Raw genomic sequence first — 18,636 nt, forward strand, 5'->3', positions numbered from 1 at the left:
TATACTTATTCACAAATCCCTTGAAGTTTTTAACAAATTACTTTTCCTTCTTCAATTTACAATATTTATAAGTTTTTACAAAAACTTATAAATCAATGTTTTAAAATTAAAAAAAACGCTTGATAAGTGATACTCACTGAGTTTCTTATTTTGTGTTTCAACATAAAAAAAGTGACACAAAATGTGTCACTTTTTAAACCTTAATTTTCTTGTTTTTTTTGGTTATTTCGTAACCTTTAAAACGTCTTCAATTATCTGTTCAATTTGTTTTTTTGGCAATGCTCCATGAGCCATTTGAGGATCATCGTTAGCAGGACAAAATAACATAGAAGGGATACTTCTTATTCCAAAAGCAGCTGCTAATTCTTGTTCTGCTTCTGTATCTATTTTATAAATATTAATTTTTCCATCATACTCTGTACTTAGTTCTTCCAAAACTGGAGCAAGTGCTTTACATGGTCCACACCAATCAGCATAAAAATCAATTATTACAGGTAAATCTCCTTCAAATTTCCATTCTTTATTTTCTTCATAGTTAAAAACCTTTTTAAAAAAAGCTTCTTTGTTTAAATTTTCAGTCATGCTTATTATATTATAATTATGTAAAGGTAGTCGTTTTTATTTCAATAGATTTACAAGGGCCTTTTTGTTAAAGTCATCTTAAAATAAATTGCTGTGAATGTTTTTCTTCTAACTTTGGTCTAATTAACCAATTTTTTTAATCATGAAAAAAATCCTTCTTCCCATTATTTGTGCAGGAACTATTTTAGTTTCTTGTAAAGAAGAAAAGCAACCTAAAAACAATATTAGTGTGAGTTATCCAGAAACAACTAAAAAACCTGTTGTAGATGAATATTTTGGAACTAAAGTAACCGATAACTATCGTTGGTTAGAAGACGATAGAAGTACTGAAACTGAAGCTTGGGTAAAAGCTGAAAACGAAGTTACTTTCGATTACTTAGACAAAATTCCATATCGTGAACAATTAAAAAATCGTTTATCTGAGTTATGGAACTACGAAAAAGTAGGAACTCCATTTAAAGAAGGTGATTATACTTATTTTTATAAAAACAACGGGTTACAAAATCAATATGTTTTATATAGAAAGGATAAAGATGGTAAAGAAGAGGTTTTCTTAGATCCTAATACGTTTGCTGAAGATGGAACTACATCATTAGGCTCAGTAAGTTTTACCAAAGATGGAAAAACTGTAGCCTATTCAATTTCTGAAGGAGGAAGCGATTGGAGAAAGGTTATTATAATGGATGCAGAAACCAAAGAAATTAAAGAAGATACTTTAGTAGATGTAAAATTCTCTGGAATTGCTTGGAGAGGAAACGAAGGTTTTTACTATTCTAGTTACGACAAACCTAAAGGAAGTGAGTTATCTGCAAAAACAGATCAACATAAATTATATTTCCACAAATTAGGAACTCCTCAAAGTTCTGATGAAATTATTTTTGGAGCTACTCCAGAAGAAAAACACCGTTATGTTGGTGGGTATTTAACAGAGGATAACAATTACTTATTTGTATCTGCTTCAACCTCAACTTCAGGAAACAAGTTGTTTATTAAGGATTTAACAGACCCTAATAGCAAATTAACACCAATCATTAACAATTTTGATAGCGACACTGGTGTTATTGATAGTAAAGGAAGTAAGTTATACTTAGTAACCAACTTAAATGCACCTAACAAGAAAATTGTTACTGTAGATGCTGCAAACCCAACACCAGAAAACTGGGTAGATTTTATTCCTGAAACTGAAAATGTATTATCTCCATCAACAGGGTCTGGATATTTCTTTGCAAAGTATATGGTAGATGCAGTATCTAAAGTATTACAATATGATTTTGATGGAAAATTAATCCGTGAAGTAAAATTACCAGGTGTAGGTTCTGCAGGTGGTTTTGGAGGAAAAACAGATGCAAAAGAATTATATTTCTCTTTTACCAACTACAATACTCCAAGTTCTTCATACAAATTCAATCCAGAAGATGGAACTTATGAATTATACTGGAAACCTGCTATTTCGTTCAACGCAGATGAGTATGAAAGTAAACAAGTATTCTACACGTCAAAAGATGGAACAAAAGTTCCTATGATTATTACCTATAAAAAAGGATTAGAGTTAAACGGTAAAAATCCAACTATTTTATATGGTTATGGCGGATTCAATGTAAGCTTAACTCCTAGCTTTAGTATTGCCAATGCCGTTTGGATGGAACAAGGTGGTGTATATGCTGTACCAAACTTACGTGGTGGTGGTGAATATGGTAAAAAATGGCACGATGCAGGTACACAGTTAAAAAAGCAAAATGTATTTGATGATTTTATTGCTGCTGCTGAATACCTAATTAAAGAAAATTATACTTCTTCTGATTACTTAGCTATTAGAGGAGGATCAAACGGAGGTTTATTAGTAGGAGCTACGATGACACAACGTCCTGATTTAATGAAGGTAGCTTTACCTGCTGTAGGCGTATTAGATATGTTACGTTACCACACATTTACAGCTGGGGCTGGTTGGGCGTATGACTACGGAACTTCTGAACAAAGCAAAGAAATGTTTGAATACTTAAAAGGATATTCACCAGTACACAATGTAAAAGAAGGTACTCAATATCCTGCAACTATGGTAACCACAGGAGACCATGACGATCGTGTAGTACCAGCTCACAGTTTTAAGTTTGCTGCTGAATTACAAGAGAAACAACAAGGAGACAACCCTGTATTAATTAGAATTGAAACCAATGCGGGTCATGGAGCAGGAACTCCTGTAGCAAAAACTATTGAGCAGTATGCTGATATTTTTGGATTTACATTATTCAACATGGGCTTTGAAACATTACCAAATGCTCCAAAATCGAAAATAAAAAGTTAAAAACTGTAACATTTTTATAAAAACAGACTCTTATTTAGAGTAAATTTACTACCTCGGGGCAAAATCCTCGAGGTAGTTTGTTAAAATTAAGATTCATTCAAAAAACATTAAAAATGAAAACCATTCACAAAATGCTGTTTACTACTGCCGTTGCTTCTTTAGGAGTTATTGCATGTAAAACAGATAAAAAGCCTGAAGAAAAAGTACAGGCAATTGTTTTAGAAAACATGGATACTTCGGTTAAGCCTACCGATGATTTCTTTAGATATGTTAACGGTTCTTGGATTGATAACACTGAAATTCCTGCTGATGAAACTTCTTGGGGAGGATTTAATCAATTAAGAAAAACCACTACCAAAGATGTATTAGCTATCTTAAACAAGGCTATTGAAGAAGGTAACTTCCCAAAAATAAAAGATGCTGAAGGAAAAGAAATAGATTCTGATCAAGAAAAAGCGGTAAACTACTACGAAACCATCATGGATACCGTAGCTAGAAATAAAGCAGGTAAAGCACCTGTACAACCTTTCCTTCAAAAAATTGAAGAAATTAAAGACTTAAACGACGTACAAACTTTCATTACCAATATGGCTCCTTATGGAGGTGCCGGTTTTTATGGTTTTGGCGTTTTTAATGACCTTAAGAACAGTAGTATGAATGCTGGTTACATGGGAGCTGGCGGACTTGGTTTATCAAGAGATTACTACGTAGATGAAAAGGTAAAAGACAAGCTTGAAAAATATGAGGTGTTTGTAGCTAAAATGTTGCAAGAGTTTGGTGATGATGAAGCTACAGCTAAAAAGAATGCAGCAACTATTGTTGCTTTTGAAAAGAGTTTAGCTGAACCTAGAATGACAAAAGAAGAGCGTAGAGATACACGTAAAATTTACAACCCAATGACCCTTGCTGAATTAGCTGAATTGGCTCCTGTAATTGATTGGGAAGCTCATTTAAAAGGAATTGGTGTTGATCTTGAAGGATTAGATGGTTCTAAAGGTCTTGAAAAGATTATTGTTACAGATCCAGGATATTTCAAAGCAATGAATGAAGTACTTAAAAATAGTCCTATTGAAACAGTTAAATTATCATTACGTTGGAATGCTATTAACAACTCATTAGGTTTATTATCTACTGATTTAGAAAAAGCTAACTGGGAATTCTACAGTAAAGAAATGCGTGGAGCTAAACGACAACGTCCAAGAGACGAACGTGCTTTAGCTAATTTAAATGGAGCTATTGGCGAAGCTTTAGGTAAGTTATATGTAGATGAGAAATTTCCACCAGAAGCGAAGCAAAAAGCTAAGGAAATGATTGATAACGTAATGTTAGGTTTTGAAAAACGTATTGCGCAATTACCTTGGATGAGTGCTGAAACTAAAGAAAAAGCTTTAGAAAAATTACACAAATTAACTGTTAAAATTGCATATCCTGATAAATGGAAAGACTACTCAACTTTACTTGTTAAAGGATTAGATGAGGGAGGTACATATTTTGACAACGCTGTTAATGTTCGCAAGTGGAACTTTGAAAAAGATATGGCCAAGTTAGGTAAAGAAGTGGATAGAACTGAATGGGGAATGTCTCCTCAAACAGTAAACGCTTACTTTAACCCTGTAAACAATGAAATCGTATTCCCAGCAGCTATTTTACAACCTCCTTTCTATAACTACAAAGCTGATGAAGCTGTAAACTATGGAGGAATTGGAGCTGTTATTGGCCACGAAATTTCACATAGTTTTGATGATTCTGGAGCTCGTTTTGACGGTGACGGAAACTTAAAAAATTGGTGGACAGAAGAAGATTCAGAAAAGTTCAAAGAAGCAGGAAGTAAATTAATAAAGCAATTTAGTGATATTGTTGCTATTGATAGTATGAACTTAAATGGTGAGTTTACTTTAGGTGAAAATATTGGTGATTTAGGTGGTGTACAAGCTGCTTATGAAGGATTACAAATTTTCTTAGAAAAGAATGGTCGTCCAGAAAAAATTGACGGATTTACTCCTGAACAACGTTTCTTCCTTTCTTGGGGAACTATTTGGAGAACTAAAATGCGTGATGAAGCATTAAAAAACCGTATCATGACTGATACGCATGCTCCTGGAATGTACAGAGCTTATATGCCTCTTAAAAACGTAGATGCTTTTTATGAAGCATTTGATGTTAAAGAAGGAGACAAAATGTACTTAAAACCAGAAGATCGTGTAAGAATTTGGTAAATTCAATTAAAAAATAAGTACCTTTAAACCAGTGTATATACACTGGTTTTTTGTTTTCCAAAAATTAACAACAAGTTTTGTATATTCCAAAAAATAGTAAGTAATTCGCCCTCCTTAATTTTTAATAGAATGAGACTAATTGGAAGGATTGAAAAAATATCCTTTTTAAACTGGGAAATAGAAGATTTACCTGTAAAAATTGATACAGGAGCCTATACTTCTGCAATACATTGTAAGCATATTGAAGAAAAAGACGGTGTGTTAGAGTTTATATTACTCTGCCCAAAAACAGAAAAATATAATAATAAATTGCTTCAAACAACAAAGTATAAAGTAAAAAGCATAAGAAGCTCAAACGGAAAGAAACAAAAAAGATATGTTGTTTCTACATCCGCTATTTTTTATGGTAAAAAATATAAAATAAAGCTATCGTTATCAGATAGAGGTAAAATGAATTATCCAGTATTAATTGGTAGAAAATTTTTAAACAAAAAATTTATTGTGGACGTTTCACAAAAAAACATCACATCAAAAGAAATATAAAAAATGAAAATTGTTGTTCTTTCTAGAAACCCTAAATTATATTCAACCAAACGCTTAGTAGAAGCAGGCGAAAAAAGAGGACATGAAATGGTCGTATTAGACCATACCAAATGTGATCTTATTATCGAAAAAAGAAAGCCTGCGATAGTATACAACCATGAGCTTGTAACCGATGTTGACGCTATTATTCCTCGTATTGGTGCTTCAGTTACTTTTTATGGTACCGCAGTTGTACGTCAATTCGAAATGATGAAAGTATTTTCTGCTGTAGAGTCTCAAGCTTTGGTACGCTCTAGAGATAAACTAAGTAGTTTACAAGTACTTTCAAGAGCAAATTTAGGACTTCCAAAAACGGTTTTCACTAATTATTCAAAAGACACTTCAGAAATTATAAAAAAAGTAGGAGGAGCTCCTTTAATTGTTAAACTTTTAGAAGGAACACAAGGCTTAGGTGTTGTGTTAGCAGAAACCAAAAAAGCCGCAGAATCTGTTATAGAAGCTTTTAATGGTTTGCAAGCTCGTGTAATTGTTCAAGAATATATTAAAGAAGCTAAAGGTGCTGATATTCGTGTTTTTGTGGTAGATGGTGTTGTTGTTGGAGCTATGAAGCGTCAAGGAAAAGAAGGTGAATTTAGATCCAACCTACATAGGGGAGGAACTTCAGAAATTATAGAATTAACTGATGAAGAAGAAAACGCTGCTTTAAAAGCTGTAAAAGCAATGAAATTAGGTATCGCCGGTGTAGACATGTTACAGTCTGATAGAGGTCCTTTGATTTTAGAAGTTAATTCTTCTCCTGGTTTAGAGGGCATTGAAAAAGCCACTGGAAAAGATATAGCAAAAAGTATTATACGTTACGTAGAAAGAAGTGCTTAAAAACAAAACCGACATTATTTAATGTCGGTTTTGTTTTAATATTTAATCTGCTAATTCCATACAGTTAAATCCTTTTTCTTTTACTTTATTTATAATGTCAGCTTCTGTTATAATATCAGTTGCCTCTATTCTTAAAACATTATCAACATCTTCAAGATCAATAGATATATTAATTATATTATTATCTTTATTGAATAACTGACGTATAGAATCTTCTTTTTTCTTTGTGTCAATATCGGTTCCATAGATAAATAGTTTCATAACTCAATGGTTTTTATTCTTGTTCCGTTTCTTTATTTAATTTGTCTACATATTTTTGATAAGCTTCACTGCCTTCTTCTTTCCAAAACCTATCATAATGTTCCCATTCTGAAAACTTTCCTTTACAGTTCTTTTCATAATGTGATTTGAACTTGTGTTTTCTTCTTTTGTTAGAATATTTCTTTGATTTATGTTTTCCTCCACACTCACTAGAAGAAAATAAAATTTTAGCTAAAATAAATAACCCTACTGCTTGCCAGTAGTTAATAACTGATAATCCAAAAATATCTGGCATAAGGTTATTCCAAAGCCACATAATTGCATATCCAAAAAGTATTGCAAGCATTAAAACTGCAATTATTCCGAATATTATTCTTCCTACAAATATTCCTGGAGATTCTCCATCTCTTCTTTCTTTAAACAAATTTTCCATCTTTTATTTTTATTTTTTGTTTTCAATTTTTCTAAGTAATATTCCTAATGCTCGATGTCTTCTTGACATTAATGTTCCAACAGGTACTTTAAGTTCCTCCGATAGTTCATTGTATGTGTACCCTTCAAAATCAATAGCTATAATTATTTCTTTATATACAGGTTTAAGGTTCATTATTCTTAATTCTAGTTCCTTTTTCATTACTTCAGAGTACGTATTATCAGGAGTACCATATAAAACCTCTGTAAATTCAATCAGTTTTATTTCATCAATATCTGAAGCTGAAGCTTCGTATTTCTTTCTTCTTAAATTATCAATGATTTTATTTTTTAGAGACCTGTAAACAAAGCTAGCTACATTGTTTATAGGTGAATTTCCATTAACTCCAGAAAACAATTTTAAAGCAACTTCTTGAATAATATCTTCTGCATCTTGATGAATACTTTGTTTAATTTTAGTTCCAACATAAGACTTAAGGGCACCATATTCTTTATCAAAAAAGGCTTTTAATTTCTTTTTATTTTCCGTTTCTTGGTTCATTTATAGGCTTTCTTTGAGCTCCTCAATTATAAAGACGTACTTTTTATTTTCTATTGCATTTTTTTAAAAAAACTCTTCATACCATTTATAACAAATATACTTAGAGCTAATTTTTAAAAAAGAAGACTATTTAAAGAGAAACTTGGAATGAAAAATCTTGTTTATAATTTATCTTAAACCTTTATGTATTTTTGCAACCATGCTACAAGTAAATAATATTTCATTCACTTATCCATCTAAAGAAAAAACCTTAGAAAACATCCATTTTACACTTCAAAAAGGTGAGCACTTGTGTGTAATGGGTGAAAGCGGTTGTGGAAAATCTACACTTTTAAAAATTGTATATGGTTTACTAGATGTTGATAAAGGGAACTTATATTGGAATGATATTCAAATTTTAGGACCTGAACATCATTTAGTTCCTGGAATGGAGTTTTTCAAATATGTAGCGCAAGATTTTGACTTAATGCCTTTCACATCTGTAAGTGAAAATATTAAAAAGTTCTTGTCACGATTTTACCCTAAAGAAGCTGAAGAAAGAACACAAGAACTTCTTGATGTTATTGAAATGACTGAATTAGCGAACGAAAAAGTTAAAAACTTAAGTGGTGGACAGCAACAAAGAGTAGCCATTGCTAGAGCGTTGGCTAAAGAACCAGAATTATTATTGTTAGACGAACCTTTCAGTCAAATAGATAACTTTAAAAAGAACTCATTAAGAAGACGATTGTTTGCTTATTTAAAAAAGAAAAATATTGCCTGTATTGTTGCTACGCACGATGGAAATGATGCTCTTTCTTTTGCTGATACCATGATGGTAATCCGTAACAACCAAATCATTGCGCATGACAGTCCAGCAAACTTATATAAAAACCCAAAAGAAAAGTATGTTGCTTCTTTATTTGATGATGTAAACGAACTTACCATAAATAAACAAACATTATTACTATATCCTAACTTACTTGAGATTACCAAAAAACCATCAAAACTAGAAGGAACTGTATTGAAATCTTATTTTAAGGGGGGGTATTGGCTAATAGAAGTTGCTTATAACAACCAATCCATTTTTATAAACCACTTTGAAAATATTGAGCATAAAAAAACAGTCTCATTTAAGTTAAAAGAGACTGTTTAAACCAATAATAACTATCTCTATAATTATTACTCAACTATCTTAAAATAAATTATTTTCTAAAAAAAATACACCCTTACCATCTTAAACACCAAAAGATAAAAGTGTATTATAGCTTCTTTTTCTGTTCTGGTTATAACAACCTTTCCTGCATGTAAAACAAGTTATTTTTGTTTTACCCTACTTTTTCTTAAAAAATTTCTCTAATGACACTTTTTAATCCATTGAACTCAAAAGATTCTCCTTCCTTTTTACCTAAAATAAACTTTCCTATGGGTGAAGATGGAGATATTGCAAAGTATTTTTTATTTTCAAAAGTTAACAATCCTACACTCACACTAATAAAATAGTTTATAGTTGAGGTGGTTATAACTACACTGCCTAAATGAGCAATTTTTGAAGTTGTATCTGTATTAATTTTAGCAAGTGTTTCTTTCATTTGAGCAATTCCACTAAGTTGCTGACTCGCTTTTTCCATTTCTAACTGTAGCATTGCCCTACCGGTTTCATGTTTATCTCCTGCAGAACTTTTTGTTTCAGATTGTAATGCTTTTTGATGAGAAGAAATTGTTTCTTCTACAGTTTGTAAACGTTTATTTACATACAACTCACATTGTTTGTATAGTTCTTCTTTAATATTCATTTCTTACTTTTCTAAGTAATACTAATTTACAAGTTGTGCTAACTCTTTTCCTACCAAACTTCCTATAGCAACTCCCATTCCTCCTAATCGTACACCACAAAACACATTATTTGAAAGCTGTTTTACAATCGCTTTTTTCTGATTTCCAACCCCCATAATTCCACTCCAGCGATGCTCTATTTCAACTTTAGTATTCGGTAAAATTGTTGTTTTTAAAATTTCTTCTAGTTTATTTTGAATAAGCAATGTTTGTCCAAACTCAGCAGTTTCTTCACCTTTAAAATCCAAATTTCTTCCTCCTCCAAACAAAATTCTATTATCAATATTTCTAAAATAATAATATCCTTTATCTAGGTGAAAGGTTCCTTTTATATGTAAGTTTTCAATTGGTTTCGTAATTAATACTTGTGATCTAGCTGGTTTCACGCTTTCATTTAATAATTGATTTGCAAAACCATTAGTAGCAATAAATAGTTTTTTTGTGTTAAATGTAATTTGGTTCGTTTCAACCTCTATTTGATCATTGTTTTCTATAAATTCTTTAACTTGAATATTATTGATAATTTTTATTCCTGAAGACAATGTCTTTTTTAACAAATTAGCCGCCATTTTACCAGTATCTATTTGCCCTTCAAACTGGTTGGTTATATATTGTTGATGAATATTTTGAAACTCAAACTTGTTATCATCAACCGAAAAAACATCCTTAGAAAACAACGGCTTTAAAAGCTCATTTATCGATGTTTTTTGCTCTAAACACGATTCGTATAATTCTGTTGTTAAGAACAATTCATATCCTTTATTTTGTTGAAAATCTATGTTTTTATCGCCCAGTGTGGTGCGTAAAAGCTGTAAACCTTGCCAACGTTTTTTTACCAAGCTAAAAACCTCTTCTTCGGTATGTGTATTTAAATCATCTATCAGTTCAGATAAACTTCCAAAACAAGCAAAACCTGCATTTTTAGTGCTGGCTCCTTGTGGTAACACTCCTTTTTCTAAAACTAGAATTTTTGCCTTGGGGTATTTTTCTCTTAATTGTAATGCACAATTTAACCCCACAATTCCACTTCCTACTACAGTAAAATCAACATTTGTAAACCACTCTTTTAGTTCCCAGTAACTGAAATTCAACTTCATATAAATCTGATTATATTTGTGACTTGGCACACTCCTTGAATGTCTAAATTTAAACATTAAAAAACAACTCTATGAAATTAATTGTAATCTTAATTTTAGCTCTAAGCTTTACTAAATGCGCAAGTGTAAAAATGGAGAACAATCATCCTTTCAAAATAGAATCTGCAAGTTATTCTCATGTAACAGGAGGTGTAAAAGGTAGTTATAACTCTACTAACTTGATTATTAATTTTACTGCTGAGAAGCCAGTTGACTTTCAAAAAGTATATTTTCAAAATAGGATTACCAAGGCTATTGTTGAGCAACATAACGATAAACAATACATTACTGCTCGTTATAAAACCTCATCTAATGAGTTAAATGATCTTATTTTACATGCTGACCCAAAAAAAGAGTTTGGTAACACTCCTGCAGAAGAATTTCCTTTTGAATTAAAAGAAAATGAAGCAATGGTTTCTTATATTATTGAAGAGAAAACACACTACGTTAAAATAGAAAACATTATAAAAAAAGATAAGGTCTTTATGCAATAAAAACCTTAGCATCGAATAACTTTAAACACCTCTTTTTTGAGGTGTTTTTTATTTTTGGCACGTAATTTGAAAACCTATAAGCATAACCATAAAATGAATGCTTATGAAACGTATAAAATTACTTTTAATACTACTTATTGGTGGTGTAACACTTACGTCATGTGTTGTAAGAAATGAAATTGTAGATGATGGTTTTTCTTTAAACGAATATATTTCAAGTTATGATTTATGGTATGTAGATTATCACAGAACAACTGGTAGTGGCGAAGTTCCTTTTTTATCAAGAGCTTTTACTATTTCTTTTTTAAACGGAACCATGTATGCAAATAATAATATTGTTGATATTGGTAAAACAGGAAATGGTTTAGGTATAGCTGTTGGTAACTATGGTACATACGGAACAATTTTAGAAACGCGTCATGATATAGATGGATATTTTGAATTTGATGTAGTACAACTTTCTAATAACGAAATTAGAATTGATGATTTATCACAAAATGTAAGTTATTATCTAGTAGGGTATCAAACAGATACATTTGATTATAACATGTTGTTTTATGAAAATATTGAGTATTTCTTACAAGAATTTAAAGCTTGGGAAAGAACTGATGAAACTGGAGGTACTCCAAATCCTTTTGATAACGAGCATTATCTAAAATTTACTCATAAAAATGATGTGACATTCTATTCATCACATGACCCTTTTGGCACAAATGTTGATTATATAAATTGGGATTTTGAAGGAAGTTATATTGTTAGAAATGTTATAGGAGAAAACAATCTAAAATATTTAACACTTAATTATGATAACGGAGATACTGAAGAGTTTGATTTAACCGTTATAAATGACGAAACAATACGATTAAAGCACGTAAGTTCAAGAACAACATATATTTTTTCTGGTATAGAATTTATCCAGTATTTAAAAGCAGAAAAAACAAGTACTACAAAACCAGCTGTAAGGAGTAGCGGTAGAAAACGTACTAAAATAAAAAGAGAAACAGTTCCTAAAAGGAAATAAAAATAAAGTTTGGTTAGTTGATTTTTGGTTGGTGTAGTAGCCAACTAAAAGAAACCGCTCCGCTAGGGGCGGTTTTTCATTTTATAATGGTAGCTTAACATAAAAAATATTACCTTTATACAAAACAAAAAACCATGCAACAAACTGCTTTAATTACTGGAGCAACCTCAGGTATTGGTAAGGCAACCGCTCAACTTTTTTCTAAAAATAACATCAACTTAATTCTTTGTGGTAGACGTGTTGAAAAGCTACAAAAACTGCAACAAGAATTATCAAAATTTACCAAAGTACATATACTTCAGTTTGATGTTCGTTATAACGAAGAAGTACAAAATGCGATCAACAGTTTACCTGACGAATTTAAACATATTGATATTCTTATTAACAATGCTGGAAATGCTCATGGATTAAACAGCATTCAAAATGGAAATATTGACGATTGGGACGCTATGATTGACGGAAACGTTAAAGGCTTATTATACGTTTCAAAAGCTATTATTCCTCAAATGGTAGAACGAAACAATGGTTTCATTGTAAATATTGGCTCTATCGCAGGAAAAGATGTGTATCCTAACGGAAATGTGTATTGTGCGTCAAAGTTCGCTGTAAACGCTTTAAATAAAGGAATGCGTATTGATTTGAATCAACACAACATTCGCGTATGTGCCATTCACCCAGGATTGGTAGAAACTGAGTTTTCTGATGTTCGTTTTAAAGGAGATTCTGAAAGAGCTAAAACTGTATATCAAGGATACAAAGCACTACAACCTGAAGATATAGCAGACATTATTCACTTTGTAGTTACTCGTCCGTATCATGTAAATATTGAAGATTTAATTGTATACCCTACAGCGCAAGCTAGTGCAACTATTGTGAACAAAAACGCTTAAGTTGTGATTAACAAACGTCTTTTAATTAAAAACTTACTGTCTCATAACGACGAGAATAGTTTTTATGATAAAAAACAAAAATTATCCTTTGGTTCTAAAGAAGGAAAAGCTAAGTTTATAAAACACGTTTGTGCACTTTCTAATTCAAACCCTAACAACAACTCATATATTGTTATTGGTATTGAGGATGAAGAAAATAAAATTATAGGAGTTGATTTTTATGATGATAGCAAAATTCAAAATTTGGTAAATGCTTATCTGAATAATCCACCAAAAATAGAATATGAAAATGTTCCTTTTCCACGTTTGCAACGCCACAAAGTAATTGGATTAGTAACTATTTATCCTACCAAATTAATTACCTCTTTAGCCAAAAATGTCTGGAAATATCGTAAAGGAACTATTTTTTATCGTAGAGGTAGTAATTCTATGCCTGCTGAAGAAGGTTTTATTTTAAAGAATAACAACAAAGCTATTGTTGAAGCCATTGAAAAAAACGCAAGTAACAATATTCAACTTACCCTTGATGGCGTTTTCGACTTTATTAATAGGCACAAACCAGAATATAATCCGCAATACAAAGTATTTAACGAACAGTTTGTGCTTTGTTGGGCAGGAAAAAAGAAAATTATAAATAATGAAGCGTTTTTTACTCGTGTTGATATTGAGTTGGTAAACGAACAAGTACGTTTGTTTTTTTCTTCGTTAGATGATGTACAAATTAGTTACAACGAACAGTCTTTTATTATCACCGAATACATTGTTTTAGGGATTGATAAGAGTGAAAAACGCTATCCGTTAGAAAAAACCATTATTAACTTTAAAGATAACGGAAAGCATGATATTGTTACGGAATTTTTATTTGAAGCTCCTCAATACCATAACGATATTTTACAACTTATTTATGATAATAATAATAGTATTGTCGCTAAAATTATGAACGACAAACCTCTTTCTGTTATTGAACATGAAGATGTATATCGACTACCTACTACCTATCTAATCTGTTATTTAAATGGATTTGAAATTGCTCCTCTACAACTTAAAAAAGCAAAAAATTATATCAAAAACTTAGAAGATAAAACTACCTATATTAAATACAAAGAAGCTATGCGAGTAATACGAAAAGTAAAATATCATTAAGAGATTTTTAAGACCTTATCTTAAATAATTGTTAAGTGTCTGTTTTTGGTGAAACGTTTTGTTTTAATAGGCGTCTTTTAGCTGTAACCTAATCATAAAAACACAACATCATGAAAAAATTAATTTTATCAGCTTTAGCAATTACTTTATCCTTCGGAACTATTACTGCTACTTCAACTCCATATGAAACACCTGTTAAAACTAACCTAGAATACCCTAATGTAAGTACTTTTTGTAAATTAATTAGAGCTGGAAACTTTGAGGCTGTAAAAGCTATGGTTGAAAACGGAACAGATATTAACAGAAAGTCTACAGGACTAACTCCTTTAATGTTTGCTGCTAGATATAACAAAGCAGATATTGTTCAATTATTAATTGATAACGGAGCAAAATTAAAAACAAAGTCTGAAAGAGGATATACTGCCTTAGAATATGCTAAAATGTCAAAAGCACATGAGTCTTATAAAGTTATTGCTAAAGCTTTAGGAAAGTAATATAACCAAGACTTTGAGTCGACCTAGTATAGGTTGATAGTTTTTATAAAGTATTAATTTAGATCTTTGAAATTTAGCTTCAAAGATCTTTTAGTATAAGCTATACTGATTCTTTTACAAGTTTGTTTAAATCTTTACATTTATAAATAAAGAATTCTTAATAAATATTAATACAAATAATGTTAGAATGATGAAAAATACGAAGTAAAGAGTTGATATTGTATAATACAAAAGAACGTATTTATCATATGAAATGCTAATACCTACATAAAACAATAAGCAAAATAAAATTAGAATAAAAACAAAATACAGATAAGACAACTTTCTTATCTGTATTTTAATTATTTCTAATTCTAGAAAATAGTAACGCTTTAATACGGTTAAGTTTTATTTTTATCCTTTAAAGCTAGCTTTTAAGAACTCTGAGTTCATACGAGCAATGTTTTCTAAAGAAATTCCTTTCGGGCATTCAATTTCACAAGCTCCAGTATTAGTACAGTTACCAAAACCTTCTAAATCCATTTGAGCAACCATGTTTTTAACACGCTCAGTCGCTTCAACCTGTCCTTGAGGTAATAAAGCATATTGAGATACTTTTGCTCCAACAAATAACATGGCAGATGAGTTTTTACAAGTAGCAACACAAGCACCACAACCAATACATGTGGCAGCATCCATTGCTTTATCAGCATTTTCTTTAGGAACCAAGATAGCATTGGCATCTGTGGTGTTTCCTGATGTGTTTACTGAAATATAACCGCCTGCTTGTTGAATTCTTTCAAAAGAACCTCTATCAACCACTAAATCTTTAATTACTGGAAAAGCAGCAGCTCTAAATGGTTCAATTGTAATAGTATCTCCATCGTTAAACATACGCATGTGCAACTGACATGTAGTTACTCCACGATCTGGTCCGTGTGCTTCACCGTTAATATACATTGAACACATTCCGCAGATTCCTTCACGACAGTCGTGGTCGAATGCTACAGGCTCTTCACCAGCATTAACTAATTGTTCGTTTAATACGTCCATCATTTCTAAGAAAGACATATGCTCAGAAATATCGGTCACCTTATATTCGACCATTTTTCCTTTATCACTTGCGTTTTTTTGACGCCAAATTTTAAGTGTTAAATTCATAATTCTCTCTTATTTGTATGAACGTTGTTTTAATTCAATATCGTTAAACTCTAATTCTTCTTTGTGTAATACAGCATCAGCTGGCTCTCCTTTATACTCCCATGCAGCTACATAAGCAAAGTTTGCATCATCACGTTTTGCTTCTCCTTTTTGAGGTCCGTCTAATTCAACAGACTCTTCTCTAAAGTGTCCTCCACAAGATTCAGTTCTGTTTAAGGCATCTTTAGCAAATAATTCTCCTAACTCTAAGAAATCAGCTACTCTTCCAGCTTTTTCTAATTCTGGGTTCATTTCATTAGCCTCTCCAGGAACTTTTACGTTTTTCCAGAAATCTTCACGTAACTCTTTAATTTCAGCCATCGCTTCTTTTAAACCTTTTTCGTTACGTGCCATTCCACATTTTTCCCACATAATTTTTCCTAATTTTTTGTGGTAGTAATCTACAGAATGCTCTCCTTTATTGTTAATGAAGAAATTAATACGATCTTTAACCGCTTTTTCAGCTTCTTCAAATTCTTTAGTTTCTGTTGAAATTTTACCTGTACGGATATCATTAGATAAATAATCACCAATTGTATAAGGTAACACGAAGTATCCGTCAGCTAAACCTTGCATTAATGCAGAAGCCCCTAAACGGTTGGCACCGTGATCAGAGAAGTTTGCTTCACCAATAGCATAACAACCATCAATAGTAGTCATTAAGTTATAATCTACCCAAATTCCACCCATGGTGTAGTGAGTTGCAGGATAAATCATCATTGGTGTTTTGTAAGGATTGTCATCTACAATCTTTTCATACATTTGGAATAAGTTCCCGTACTTAGCTTCTACTATTTTTTCACCTTCAGCAATAATTTTCTCTTGTGAAGGGTTTTTAATTCCATGTAATTTACATTGCTCTTTACCGTAACGCTCAATAGCTGATTTAAAATCTAAGTAAACAGCTTCACCAGTAGCATTTACACCATAACCAGCATCACAACGCTCTTTTGCAGCACGAGAAGCCACATCTCGAGGTACTAAGTTACCAAAGGCAGGATATCTTCTTTCTAAGTAGTAATCTCTATCTTCTTCAGCAATTTGAGTTGGTTTTAATTTTCCTTCTCTAATAGCTAATACATCTTCCATTTTCTTAGGAACCCAAATACGACCATCGTTACGTAACGATTCAGACATTAGGGTTAGTTTAGACTGATAGTCTCCTGAACGTGGAATACAAGTTGGGTGAATTTGCGTATAACAAGGGTTCGCAAAGAAAGCTCCTTTTTTGTGAACTTTCCAAGCAGCAGTTGCGTTAGATCCCATTGCGTTAGTTGATAAGAAATATACATTTCCGTATCCACCAGAAGCAATTACTACTGCATGTGCAGAGTGACGCTCAATTTCACCAGTAACTAAGTTACGAGCTATAATACCACGAGCTTTTCCATCAACAATAACCAAATCTAACATTTCATGGCGATTGAACATTTCAATCTTACCACGAGCAATTTGACGGTTCATTGCAGAATATGCTCCTAATAATAACTGCTGACCAGTTTGACCTTTCGCGTAGAAGGTACGAGATACTAATACTCCACCAAACGAACGGTTATCTAATTGACCACCATAATCACGTGCAAAAGGAACTCCTTGAGCCACACATTGGTCAATAATATTTGCAGAAACCTCAGCTAAACGATAAACGTTTGCTTCACGAGAACGGTAATCTCCACCTTTTACTGTATCATAAAATAAACGGTAAAAAGAATCACCATCACCTTGATAGTTTTTTGCTGCGTTAATACCACCTTGTGCTGCAATAGAGTGTGCACGACGAGGTGAATCTTGGTAAGCAAAAGCTTTAACGTTATATCCTAATTCTGCTAACGTTGCAGAAGCAGAACCACCCGCTAAACCAGTACCCACTACAATAACGTCAATTAAACGTTTGTTAGCAGGGTTTACCAAGTCAATTTTATCTTTATAAGTTGTCCATTTATCTTTTAATGGACCTTTTGGAATTTTTGAATCTAAAGTTGCCATACTTGTTGCGTATTAGTGATTGAAATGATGAAATAATGCAATAATTACGAATCCTAACGGAATTAAGATTGCGTAAAGCTTACCAAAAGTTTTCAATCCTTTAGTATATTTATTATTTGCTCCCACAGATTGGAAAGCAGAATTAAATCCGTGTAATAAATGTAATGCTAAGAAAACAAAAGCAATTACATAAGCACCAACTCTAATTGGGCTTAAAAACTTGTGCTGTAGTTCGTGGAAGTATCTAAACTCACCATCGTGTAAACCACTCCAGTCACCTTGAATAAATTTGGTGTTGATTTCTGGAAACCAAAAATCGATAAAGTGTAATACAATAAAGGCTAAAATAGCAGCACCACTGTAAATCATGTTTCTACTCATCCAAGTAGAGTTTGCAGCTCCATTATTTTTAGCATAGCTAACCTTACGAGCACTTTTGTTTTTAATTTCTAAGACGAATCCCATTACAAAGTGAAATACCACACCAAATATTAAAATTGGTTGCATTACATATTGAATTAACGGGTTTGTTCCCATAAAGTGCGACAGTTTGTTAAATGTAGCTCCGTTATCTGGAAAAATCGAAGTAATGTTAATTGCAAAATGTTGTAATAAGAAAAACATCAGGAAGAATGCCGAAAGTGCCATGGCAAACTTTCTTCCGATAGAAGATTTTAGTAATCCGCTCATTATTTTGTTTATTGATTAAATAATAGCACAAATTT

19 protein-coding genes are annotated in these 18,636 nt (G+C 31.8%); 10 read left to right on the top strand and 9 right to left on the bottom strand.

The features are described from left to right. Positions 1–222: 222 nt before the first annotated feature. Positions 223–582 (bottom strand): thioredoxin, encoded by a 360-nt coding sequence (trxA, locus tag AC3VJB_RS12545; RefSeq protein WP_274638809.1) that lies wholly within the window; start codon positions 580–582, stop codon positions 223–225. A 142-nt stretch (positions 583–724) separates the two neighbouring features. Here trxA and AC3VJB_RS12550 point away from each other — a divergent pair, with 142 nt between their 5' ends. The 4 genes from AC3VJB_RS12550 to rimK all read left to right on the top strand — a co-directional run bounded on the left by AC3VJB_RS12550 (position 725) and on the right by rimK (position 6,519). Then, positions 725–2,884: a prolyl oligopeptidase family serine peptidase gene (locus AC3VJB_RS12550; protein ID WP_497667213.1), complete on the top strand. Its 2,160-nt coding sequence runs from the start codon at positions 725–727 to the stop codon at positions 2,882–2,884. 113 nt (positions 2,885–2,997) lie between these two features. After that, on the top strand, positions 2,998–5,100 hold the full coding sequence (locus AC3VJB_RS12555) for a M13 family metallopeptidase (RefSeq protein ID WP_497667214.1): 2,103 nt from the start codon (positions 2,998–3,000) through the stop codon (positions 5,098–5,100). A gap of 129 nt (positions 5,101–5,229) precedes the next feature. Further along, the gene (locus AC3VJB_RS12560) at positions 5,230–5,643 is read left to right on the top strand and encodes an ATP-dependent zinc protease family protein (RefSeq protein ID WP_047788093.1); all 414 of its coding nucleotides are present in this window, start codon (positions 5,230–5,232) and stop codon (positions 5,641–5,643) included. 3 nt (positions 5,644–5,646) lie between these two features. Further along, entirely contained in the window at positions 5,647–6,519 is an 873-nt protein-coding gene (gene rimK, locus AC3VJB_RS12565) for a 30S ribosomal protein S6--L-glutamate ligase (protein ID WP_047788094.1), read from the top strand. 42 nt (positions 6,520–6,561) lie between these two features. On the opposite strand, the gene AC3VJB_RS12570 is transcribed toward rimK, so the two are convergent. Genes AC3VJB_RS12570 through AC3VJB_RS12580 form a run of 3 tightly spaced genes read right to left on the bottom strand, consistent with a single transcriptional unit; the run spans position 6,562 to position 7,753 of the window. Then, the gene (locus tag AC3VJB_RS12570; RefSeq protein ID WP_047788095.1) at positions 6,562–6,780 is read right to left on the bottom strand and encodes a hypothetical protein; all 219 of its coding nucleotides are present in this window, start codon (positions 6,778–6,780) and stop codon (positions 6,562–6,564) included. 13 nt (positions 6,781–6,793) lie between these two features. Continuing rightward, positions 6,794–7,213 carry a hypothetical protein gene (locus AC3VJB_RS12575; RefSeq protein WP_053056624.1) on the bottom strand — a complete coding sequence of 140 codons (420 nt, stop codon included), beginning with the start codon at positions 7,211–7,213 and terminating at the stop codon, positions 6,794–6,796. A 9-nt stretch (positions 7,214–7,222) separates the two neighbouring features. Beyond that, entirely contained in the window at positions 7,223–7,753 is a 531-nt protein-coding gene (locus tag AC3VJB_RS12580) for an RNA polymerase sigma factor (protein WP_047788096.1), read from the bottom strand. 199 nt (positions 7,754–7,952) lie between these two features. Here AC3VJB_RS12580 and AC3VJB_RS12585 point away from each other — a divergent pair, with 199 nt between their 5' ends. Further along, entirely contained in the window at positions 7,953–8,888 is a 936-nt protein-coding gene (locus AC3VJB_RS12585; protein WP_047788097.1) for an ABC transporter ATP-binding protein, read from the top strand. A gap of 187 nt (positions 8,889–9,075) precedes the next feature. On the opposite strand, the gene AC3VJB_RS12590 is transcribed toward AC3VJB_RS12585, so the two are convergent. Beyond that, positions 9,076–9,528 carry a GreA/GreB family elongation factor gene (locus tag AC3VJB_RS12590; RefSeq protein WP_497667215.1) on the bottom strand — a complete coding sequence of 151 codons (453 nt, stop codon included), beginning with the start codon at positions 9,526–9,528 and terminating at the stop codon, positions 9,076–9,078. Positions 9,529–9,549: 21 nt separating this feature from the next. Continuing rightward, on the bottom strand, positions 9,550–10,659 hold the full coding sequence (locus AC3VJB_RS12595) for an NAD(P)/FAD-dependent oxidoreductase (RefSeq protein ID WP_497667317.1): 1,110 nt from the start codon (positions 10,657–10,659) through the stop codon (positions 9,550–9,552). A 77-nt stretch (positions 10,660–10,736) separates the two neighbouring features. On the opposite strand from AC3VJB_RS12595, the gene AC3VJB_RS12600 reads away from it, so the two are divergent. From AC3VJB_RS12600 to AC3VJB_RS12620, 5 genes are all read left to right on the top strand, one after another. Continuing rightward, the gene (locus AC3VJB_RS12600) at positions 10,737–11,198 is read left to right on the top strand and encodes a hypothetical protein (protein WP_497667216.1); all 462 of its coding nucleotides are present in this window, start codon (positions 10,737–10,739) and stop codon (positions 11,196–11,198) included. 103 nt (positions 11,199–11,301) lie between these two features. Further along, positions 11,302–12,219, top strand: a complete 918-nt coding sequence (locus AC3VJB_RS12605) for a hypothetical protein (RefSeq protein WP_497667217.1) — start codon at positions 11,302–11,304, stop codon at positions 12,217–12,219. Positions 12,220–12,353: 134 nt separating this feature from the next. After that, positions 12,354–13,109, top strand: coding sequence for an SDR family NAD(P)-dependent oxidoreductase (locus AC3VJB_RS12610; protein WP_073182385.1), 756 nt, complete (start codon positions 12,354–12,356; stop codon positions 13,107–13,109). A gap of 3 nt (positions 13,110–13,112) precedes the next feature. Further along, complete coding sequence (locus AC3VJB_RS12615; protein WP_073182386.1) at positions 13,113–14,252, top strand: ATP-binding protein; 1,140 nt, start codon at positions 13,113–13,115, stop codon at positions 14,250–14,252. Between the two features lie 110 nt (positions 14,253–14,362). After that, positions 14,363–14,746, top strand: coding sequence for an ankyrin repeat domain-containing protein (locus AC3VJB_RS12620; RefSeq protein WP_047788101.1), 384 nt, complete (start codon positions 14,363–14,365; stop codon positions 14,744–14,746). A 393-nt stretch (positions 14,747–15,139) separates the two neighbouring features. On the opposite strand, the gene AC3VJB_RS12625 is transcribed toward AC3VJB_RS12620, so the two are convergent. The 3 genes from AC3VJB_RS12625 to AC3VJB_RS12635 are packed head-to-tail and all read right to left on the bottom strand — an operon-like array spanning position 15,140 to position 18,601. After that, complete coding sequence (locus tag AC3VJB_RS12625; RefSeq protein ID WP_073182387.1) at positions 15,140–15,886, bottom strand: succinate dehydrogenase/fumarate reductase iron-sulfur subunit; 747 nt, start codon at positions 15,884–15,886, stop codon at positions 15,140–15,142. Positions 15,887–15,895: 9 nt separating this feature from the next. Next, positions 15,896–17,911: a fumarate reductase/succinate dehydrogenase flavoprotein subunit gene (locus tag AC3VJB_RS12630; RefSeq protein WP_167712575.1), complete on the bottom strand. Its 2,016-nt coding sequence runs from the start codon at positions 17,909–17,911 to the stop codon at positions 15,896–15,898. Between the two features lie 12 nt (positions 17,912–17,923). Then, positions 17,924–18,601, bottom strand: a complete 678-nt coding sequence (locus tag AC3VJB_RS12635; RefSeq protein ID WP_073182389.1) for a succinate dehydrogenase cytochrome b subunit — start codon at positions 18,599–18,601, stop codon at positions 17,924–17,926. Positions 18,602–18,636 lie beyond the last annotated feature (35 nt).

The organism is Tenacibaculum sp. TB-53 (genome assembly GCF_059716285.2).